Source organism: Streptomyces sp. RP5T (assembly GCF_003933965.1).
Taxonomy (GTDB): Bacteria; Actinomycetota; Actinomycetes; order Streptomycetales; family Streptomycetaceae; genus Streptomyces.
Window position 1 is genome coordinate 1 of the sequence record NZ_RSAJ01000425.1, and the last position, 7458, is coordinate 7458.

Annotated in this window: 8 protein-coding genes; 5 read left to right on the forward strand and 3 right to left on the reverse strand. The window is 70.5% G+C overall.

What is annotated here, in order from left to right; all coding sequences use genetic code 11:
- The coding region (locus EHS43_RS32125; protein WP_260470807.1) for a LysR substrate-binding domain-containing protein at positions 1-349 on the forward strand (349 nt) is incomplete at its 5' end.
- 43 nt (positions 350-392) lie between these two features.
- Here EHS43_RS32125 and EHS43_RS32130 read toward each other — a convergent pair.
- Positions 393-719: a WhiB family transcriptional regulator gene (locus EHS43_RS32130; protein WP_007384136.1), complete on the reverse strand. Its 327-nt coding sequence runs from the start codon at positions 717-719 to the stop codon at positions 393-395.
- Positions 720-1100: 381 nt separating this feature from the next.
- Here EHS43_RS32130 and EHS43_RS32135 point away from each other — a divergent pair, with 381 nt between their 5' ends.
- The 4 genes from EHS43_RS32135 (at position 1101) to EHS43_RS32150 (ending at position 5494) form a co-directional block, all read left to right on the forward strand.
- On the forward strand, positions 1101-1712 hold the full coding sequence (locus EHS43_RS32135) for a response regulator transcription factor (protein ID WP_003948568.1): 612 nt from the start codon (positions 1101-1103) through the stop codon (positions 1710-1712).
- Between the two features lie 284 nt (positions 1713-1996).
- Positions 1997-2584 (forward strand): sigma-70 family RNA polymerase sigma factor, encoded by a 588-nt coding sequence (locus EHS43_RS32140; RefSeq protein WP_007384137.1) that lies wholly within the window; start codon positions 1997-1999, stop codon positions 2582-2584.
- Positions 2585-2748: 164 nt separating this feature from the next.
- Complete coding sequence (guaB, locus tag EHS43_RS32145) at positions 2749-4251, forward strand: IMP dehydrogenase (protein ID WP_125194200.1); 1503 nt, start codon at positions 2749-2751, stop codon at positions 4249-4251.
- 118 nt (positions 4252-4369) lie between these two features.
- Positions 4370-5494 (forward strand): GuaB3 family IMP dehydrogenase-related protein, encoded by a 1125-nt coding sequence (locus tag EHS43_RS32150; protein ID WP_125194201.1) that lies wholly within the window; start codon positions 4370-4372, stop codon positions 5492-5494.
- Between the two features lie 453 nt (positions 5495-5947).
- Here EHS43_RS32150 and EHS43_RS32155 read toward each other — a convergent pair whose 3' ends face one another.
- Both EHS43_RS32155 and EHS43_RS32160 read right to left on the reverse strand, forming a co-directional pair.
- Positions 5948-6538, reverse strand: coding sequence for a hypothetical protein (locus EHS43_RS32155; RefSeq protein ID WP_125194202.1), 591 nt, complete (start codon positions 6536-6538; stop codon positions 5948-5950).
- Between the two features lie 124 nt (positions 6539-6662).
- Positions 6663-7458 (reverse strand): nucleotide sugar dehydrogenase (locus tag EHS43_RS32160; protein WP_125194203.1); only part of this gene is annotated, 796 nt, incomplete at its 5' end.

Consider the following 7458-nt stretch of genomic DNA (forward strand, 5'->3'; position numbering starts at 1 on the left):
CGCCGGGTCCGTGGCCATCGGGGAGCTCGCCGGGGAGTCGTGGATCGCCGGATGCCCGCGCTGCCGAGGCCAGTTGGTCGAGGTGTGCGAGGGCGCCGGCTTCACGCCCCGTATCGATTTCGCGACCGACGACTACCCGGCGGTCGTCGGCCTGGTGGGCGCGGGCCTCGGCGTCGCGGTCCTGCCCCAGCTCGCCGTCGAGTCCGTACGGCCCCGGGGCGCGCGCACGGTGACGCTGGAACCGGCGGTCCGGCGGGAGATCGTCGCGCTCACCCTGCCCGACCTGGCGCAGGTGCCCGCGGTGGCGGCGACGCTGGAACAGCTCGCGATCGCGGCGGGACGCAAGTAAGGAAGGGCACGCGCACGCGTGCCCTTCCAGGAGAAACGTTCCTTCAGTTGTTCGATGCGCCGCTCCCGACGGATGACGCCGACACCAGCCGGTGTCGAGCCCGCCCCATGAGCTCCTCGCGCTCGTCCTCGGTCAGCCCGCCCCAGACGCCGTACGGCTCTCGCACCGCGAGCGCGTGCGCCGCACACTGTGCGCGCACCGGGCATCTCATGCAGACCTCCTTGGCCGAGTTCTCGCGTGCGCTCCGGGCCGCACCGCGCTCGCCCTCCGGATGGAAGAAGAGCGAGCTGTCCACTCCGCGACAGGCGGCCAGAAGCTGCCAGTCCCACAGGTCCGCGTTCGGTCCGGGAAGGCGGGAGAAATCTGCCATTACGTGACCCCTTGTAGCGGTTCCGGGCGGATACGGTGTCCACGACCGTACTTCTACGATCTAAGGAGATGAAAATATGACTCATTGCGAATCTAGCCTCAGACACCAGGAAATGGGAAGAAAAGGGTCTGAATGGGGCATGGGTTGTGATGAAACGTTGTGGGTACGCCGTGCATGTCTGCACCGTGTCCGCACCCTCACGTAGAGTGCCGAAGACAGTGCGCAGCCCCGTAACTCTTTCGGGTGACCGTCGTTGAGAGTGCGGAGGCGGTTGAAGGAACAAGTGCTCGGGCAGGCGTCCGAGACGGTCGACCGCACAGGTGACGATTTCGTACCAGCCTGGAGGCTCAAGGTGACGTGCATCAGCTGCGGAGGGCGGCCATGACATCCGTCCTCGTCTGCGACGACTCCCCGCTTGCCCGAGAGGCGCTGCGCCGCGCGGTCGCGACCGTGCCCGGCGTCGAGCGCGTGACGACCGCGGCCAACGGCGAGGAAGTCCTCCGCCGCTGGGGCGCGGACCGTTCGGACCTGATTCTGATGGACGTACGCATGCCCGGTCTGGGCGGCGTCGAGACCGTGCGGCGGCTGCTGTCCGCGGACCCCGGTGCACGCATCATCATGCTCACGGTCGCGGAGGACCTCGACGGGGTCGCCCTCGCGGTCGCCGCCGGTGCGCGCGGCTACCTCCACAAGGACGCCTCTCGCGCGGAGTTGCGGGCCACGGTGACGCAGGCGCTCGCCGACCCGACCTGGCGGCTCGCGCCGCGCCGGCTGCGGTCGGCGGAGATGGGCGCGGCGCCGACGCTCACAGCGCGTGAGATCCAGGTCCTCGAAGGCATGAGCCACGGTCGGTCCAACGCCGAGATCGGGCGCGAGCTGTTCCTGTCCGAGGACACCGTGAAGACGCACGCACGACGGCTGTTCAAGAAGCTGGGCGCCTCGGACCGGGCGCACGCCGTCGCACTCGGGTTCCGCTGGGGCCTGGTGCGCTGAGTATCCCTCGCGTGGGGTCGTAGCAAGGCCGCGGGTCGGTCGTGGCTGGTCGCGCAGTTCTCCGCGCCCCTGACGGGGCGCGGGCGAGCGGCCCCTTCGACGCCCCGCTGCTTGTTTCGCGGCGGATGCCGCATCCTTGAGATGTGGAGTCTCTCGGGGACGAGTCGGTCGAGCGGAAGGGGAGGGCGCAGGGTATGGCTTCCGGCGCACCTGCTCATAACGCTTCGGTGCACAACAACCAGCGCGATGCCACGGATCCAGCGACGCCAGGGCACCATGGACCGATGCGTGACGACGAGGCGGCTCATCCCCATGGGGCGATCGGTGCGCTCGTCCACAGTGCCGTGGAGGGAGACGAGCAGGCCACGCACGACCTGCTCGCCCATGTTCACCCCCTGGCCCTGCGCTACTGCCGCACCCGTCTGTCCCGCCTTCCGGGTGACGCCCGGCACTTCGTGGAGGACCTCGCGCAGGAGGTCTGCGTAGCCGTCCTCCTCGCCCTGCCGCGCTACCGGGACACCGGGCGCCCCTTCGAGGCGTTCGTCTTCGCCATCGCCGCGCACAAGGTCGCCGACCTGCAGCGCGCGGCCATGCGGCACCCCGGTTCCACGGCGGTCCCCTCCGACGAGATGCCCGAGCGGCCCGACGACTCGCTCGGCCCCGAGGAGCGGGCGCTGCTCAGCAGTGACGCCGAATGGGCCAAGAAACTGCTGGCCAACCTCCCCGAGAACCAGCGCGAACTGCTGCTGCTGCGGATCGCCGTGGGCTTGACCGCGGAGGAGACGGGTCAGATGTTGGGAATGTCACCCGGTGCGGTCCGTGTGGCGCAGCACCGGGCGCTGAGCAGGCTGCGGGCACTGGCCGAGCAGTAGGGCGCGCTGCACAGGAGCCCCCTCCTGAACGGGCGGCGCGCGTTTTCCGTACGAACATACGAAGCCCGGAGCGGCTCCGAGCCGTGGAATCCGTGGAATGTGACGCCCCTGCTTCCCGTTAGCATGGACATCCGCACCGATCAAGGCCATTTGGGGAAGGTGTCATGACTGCAAACGTCGACGGAGTGCCCGGTAAATTCGCGACACTCGGGCTGACCTACGACGACGTGCTGCTGCTGCCGGGAGCGTCCGAGGTGCTCCCCAACGCGGTCGACACCTCGTCCCGCATCTCCCGCAACGTCCGGGTCAACATCCCGCTGCTCTCGGCAGCCATGGACAAGGTGACCGAGTCCCGCATGGCCATCGCGATGGCCCGCCTCGGCGGCGTCGGCGTGCTGCACCGCAACCTCTCCGTCGAGGACCAGGTCAACCAGGTCGACCTGGTCAAGCGGTCCGAGTCCGGCATGGTCACCGACCCCATCACCGTGCACCCCGAGGCGACCCTCGCCGAGGCCGACGCGCTGTGCGCCAAGTTCCGCATCAGCGGTGTCCCGGTCACCGACCCGGCCGGCAAGCTCCTCGGCATCGTCACCAACCGCGACATGGCCTTCGAGTCGGACCGCAGCCGCCAGGTGCGCGAGGTCATGACCCCGATGCCGCTGGTCACCGGCCAGGTCGGCATCTCCGGCAGCGACGCGATGGAGCTGCTGCGCCGCCACAAGATCGAGAAGCTTCCCCTGGTCGACGAGGCGGGCGTCCTCAAGGGCCTCATCACCGTCAAGGACTTCGTCAAGGCGGAGAAGTACCCCAACTCCGCCAAGGACGCCGAGGGCCGGCTCCTCGTCGGTGCCGCCGTCGGTGCCAGCCCCGAGGCCCTGGAGCGCGCCCAGGCGCTCGCCGAGGCCGGCGTGGACTTCCTGGTCGTCGACACCTCGCACGGCCACAACAGCAACGCGCTGAGCTGGATGTCGAAGATCAAGTCGAGCGTCGGCGTCGACGTGATCGGCGGCAACGTCGCCACCCGCGACGGCGCCCAGGCGCTCATCGACGCCGGTGTCGACGGCATCAAGGTCGGCGTCGGACCGGGCTCCATCTGCACGACCCGTGTCGTCGCCGGCATCGGCGTCCCGCAGGTCACCGCGATCTACGAGGCCTCCCTCGCCGCCCGTCCGGCCGGCATCCCGCTGATCGGCGACGGCGGCCTGCAGTACTCCGGCGACATCGGCAAGGCGCTCGCCGCCGGAGCCGACACCGTGATGCTGGGCTCGCTCCTCGCGGGCTGCGAGGAGTCTCCGGGCGAGCTGCAGTTCATCAACGGCAAGCAGTTCAAGTCGTACCGCGGCATGGGCTCGCTGGGTGCCATGCAGTCGCGCGGCCAGGCGAAGTCGTACTCGAAGGACCGCTACTTCCAGGCCGAGGTCGGCTCCGACGACAAGCTCGTTCCCGAGGGCATCGAGGGCCAGGTGCCCTACCGCGGCCCGCTCTCCAGCGTCCTGCACCAGCTCGTCGGCGGGCTGCGCCAGACCATGGGCTACGTGGGCGCGGCCACCATCGACGAGATGGAGTCCAAGGGCCGCTTCGTGCGGATCACCTCGGCGGGGCTCAAGGAGTCGCACCCGCACGACATCCAGATGACGGTCGAGGCGCCGAACTACAGCCGTAAGTAAGGTTCTGCCCGAAGACACGCGCGCGTGAGGGCGGTCCCGGAGCATCCGGGGCCGCCCTTGTCGTACCCGTCGGGGATACTGGAAGGCGCTGCAACGCATCAGGGAAAGGCCACACATCGTGACTGAGATCGAGATCGGGCGCGGCAAGCGCGGCCGCCGGGCGTACGCCTTCGACGACATCGCAGTCGTCCCCAGCCGTCGTACGCGCGACCCGAAGGAGGTCTCGATCGCCTGGCAGATCGACGCCTACCGCTTCGAGCTGCCGTTCCTGGCCGCCCCCATGGACTCGGTCGTCTCCCCGGCCACCGCGATCCGCATCGGCGAGCTCGGCGGCCTCGGGGTGCTGAACCTCGAAGGCCTGTGGACGCGGTACGAGGATCCGCAGCCGCTGCTCGACGAGATCGTCGGGCTGGACCTGGACACCGCGACCCGCCGCCTCCAGGAGATCTACTCCGCCCCCATCAAGGAGGAGCTGATCGGGCAGCGCATCAAGGAGGTGCGCGACTCGGGCGTGGTCACGGCCGCCGCGCTCTCCCCGCAGCGCACGGCCCAGTTCTCCAAGGCCGTCGTGGACGCGGGCGTCGACATCTTCGTCATCCGCGGTACGACGGTCTCGGCGGAGCACGTCTCCGGCTCGCACGAGCCGCTGAACCTCAAGCAGTTCATCTACGAGCTCGACGTCCCGGTGATCGTCGGCGGCTGCGCCACGTACACCGCGGCCCTGCACCTGATGCGCACCGGTGCGGCGGGTGTCCTGGTCGGCTTCGGCGGCGGCGCGGCGCACACCACGCGCAACGTGCTGGGCATCCAGGTCCCGATGGCGACCGCGGTCGCGGACGTGGCCGCCGCCCGGCGCGACTACATGGACGAGTCCGGCGGCCGGTACGTGCACGTGATCGCCGACGGCGGTGTCGGCTGGTCCGGCGACCTCCCCAAGGCGATCGCCTGCGGCGCGGACGCCGTGATGATGGGCTCCCCGCTGGCCCGGGCCACGGACGCGCCGGGCCGCGGCCACCACTGGGGCATGGAGGCCGTCAACGAGGAGCTGCCGCGCGGCAAGAAGGTCGACCTCGGCACGGTCGGCACCATCGAGGAGGTCCTGGCGGGCCCGTCGCACATCCCGGACGGCTCGATGAACTTCTTCGGCGCGCTGAAGCGGGCGATGGCCACGACCGGGTACAGCGAGCTGAAGGAGTTCCAGCGCGTCGAGGTGACGGTGGCTGACTCGCAGCACAAGCGGTAGCGGCAGGGCTTACGGCGGCTTGAGGGCCGGCCATCCCGGGTGGGGTGGCCGGCCTTTTGCGTGCCCCTGGGGCTGGGTGAGGCAGGCGGCGCCTGGGGTGGTGCGGGGGCGCGCGGTGCCGGAGGAGGTGGATCTTGCGGATTTTCGGATGGTGAGCGGCCGCCCCCAGAAGACGTAGGGGCGGACACTCCGTGAACCATCCAGGAGCCTGCCGCAGTGGTCGCTGCGGTGGGCTCCACCTGGTGGGTGTGATGGTGAACGGCCGTCCCCAAGCCAGGGGCGGACAGTCCGTGATCCATCCGCGGCCTGCCGCAGCGCTCACTACGACCGACCCCACCTGCCTCCGTAAGGCACCCGCGCCGCGCCCCGCATGCCACCGGCCCCGGAGCCCGTCGCGCCCGCGCGCCCCCCTTCACCACCGATGCGCCGCCCCTTCGCCGGGCACCGGCAGCGTCAGTGCGCCGCCTTCTTGGCGCCGGTGAACGCGACGCACGCGGCGATCGCGAAGAACACGAACGTCAGCGGGTCGGCGTCCGCCTTCCACGCCTCCTGGAGGACGTCGAAGTGCTGGAAGAAGAGTTCGCTGAAGCTCAGCGGGGTCTCCTTGGCGCCGATCATGGCCTCGCCCACCAGCTGGCCGATGTAGACGGAGCCCAGCGACAGGACCGCGCTCGCGACCGGCAGCACGGGGTTGCGGCCACCGAGGCGCCCCGCGGCGAGGCCGACCAGGAAGCCGACGCCGACCGCAGCCCAGCCGATCTCGTGCTTGGTCAGGCCGATGATCGCGCCGTAGACACCACCGGCGACCACGGCGGCGGCGAAGGCGGCCACCAGGCCGAGGCCGACGTTGCTCCGCACCGGAGCGGGGGCGGGGACGGCCCCGTACGGGGCCCCAGGTGCCGGAGGCGGAGGTACGGCGCCCGGCTGCGGGGCGGGCGGAACGACGTCGGCCGACTGCTGCGCGTACGGGTTGCCGTCGACCGGCTCGGGCTGGGGCTGCGGCTGGGCAGGCGGCTGGGCAGGCGGTGGAGCTGACTGGCTCATGACAGGAATCCCCCCACGGGACGGTACGAGCGAATGGTGAAGCAGAGAAGCGTGCGCACGACTGTGCGACGAGTGAGGGGAGATTAACAGGTGGGTCCGACAGCGCCACCGGCGTTTTCTGACGTCAGAGGCGGTGTGCCGCTCCCGTCGGGGTGGCCCCCCGCGTGTCCAGCAGGAGCTGGGCCTTCACCGACAGGGCCTGGAGGTCGTACGTCCGGTGTTGCTGGAGCAGGATCGTCAGGTCCGCGTCGGCCGCCGCCTCGTAGAGGGAGTCCGCGCGGGGGACCGGGCGGTCCAGGACGCTCCAGGACGGGATGTGGGGGTCGTGGTAGCTCACGGACGCGCCGAGTTCCATCAGGCGCACGGCCACCTCCTGGGCGGGGGTGGCCTGCTGGTCGGCGAGGTCGGGCTTGTAGGTGACGCCGAGCAGGAGGATGCGGGCCGCGCGGGCGGACTTGCCGTGCTCGTTGAGGAGGGCGGCCGCGCGCTGGACGACGTAACGCGGCATCTGGTCGTTGACCTGCCGGGCGAGTTCGACCATGCGCAGGGAGCGGCCCGCCCTGCTGAGGTCGCGGGGGATCGCGTGGCCGCCGACGCCCGGGCCGGGGCGGAACGCCTGGAAGCCGAACGGCTTGGTCTCCGCGCAGCGGATGACGTCCCACAGGTCGACACCCAGGTCGTGGCACAGGACGGCCATCTCGTTGACGAGGGCGATGTTGACGTGGCGGTAGTTGGTCTCCAGGAGCTGGACCGTCTCCGCCTCGCGCGGGCCACGCGCGCGTACCACCTTCTCGGTGAGACGCGAGTAGAAGGCGGCGGCCGACTCCGTGCACGCGGGGGTGAGGCCGCCGATCACCTTGGGGGTGGTGGCGGGCGTGAAGTCGCGGTTGCCCGGGTCGACTCGGGTGGGCGAGTAGGCG

Bases quoted from the DNA above. Each gene is read 5' to 3' on its own strand.
- EHS43_RS32130 (WP_007384136.1), bottom strand. From the start codon at position 719: ATGGCAGATTTCTCCCGCCTTCCCGGACCGAACGCGGACCTGTGGGAC.
- EHS43_RS32135 (WP_003948568.1), top strand. From the start codon at position 1,101: ATGACATCCGTCCTCGTCTGCGACGACTCCCCGCTTGCCCGAGAGGCG.
- EHS43_RS32140 (WP_007384137.1), top strand. From the start codon at position 1,997: ATGCGTGACGACGAGGCGGCTCATCCCCATGGGGCGATCGGTGCGCTC.
- guaB (WP_125194200.1), top strand. From the start codon at position 2,749: ATGACTGCAAACGTCGACGGAGTGCCCGGTAAATTCGCGACACTCGGG.
- EHS43_RS32155 (WP_125194202.1), bottom strand. From the start codon at position 6,538: ATGAGCCAGTCAGCTCCACCGCCTGCCCAGCCGCCTGCCCAGCCGCAG.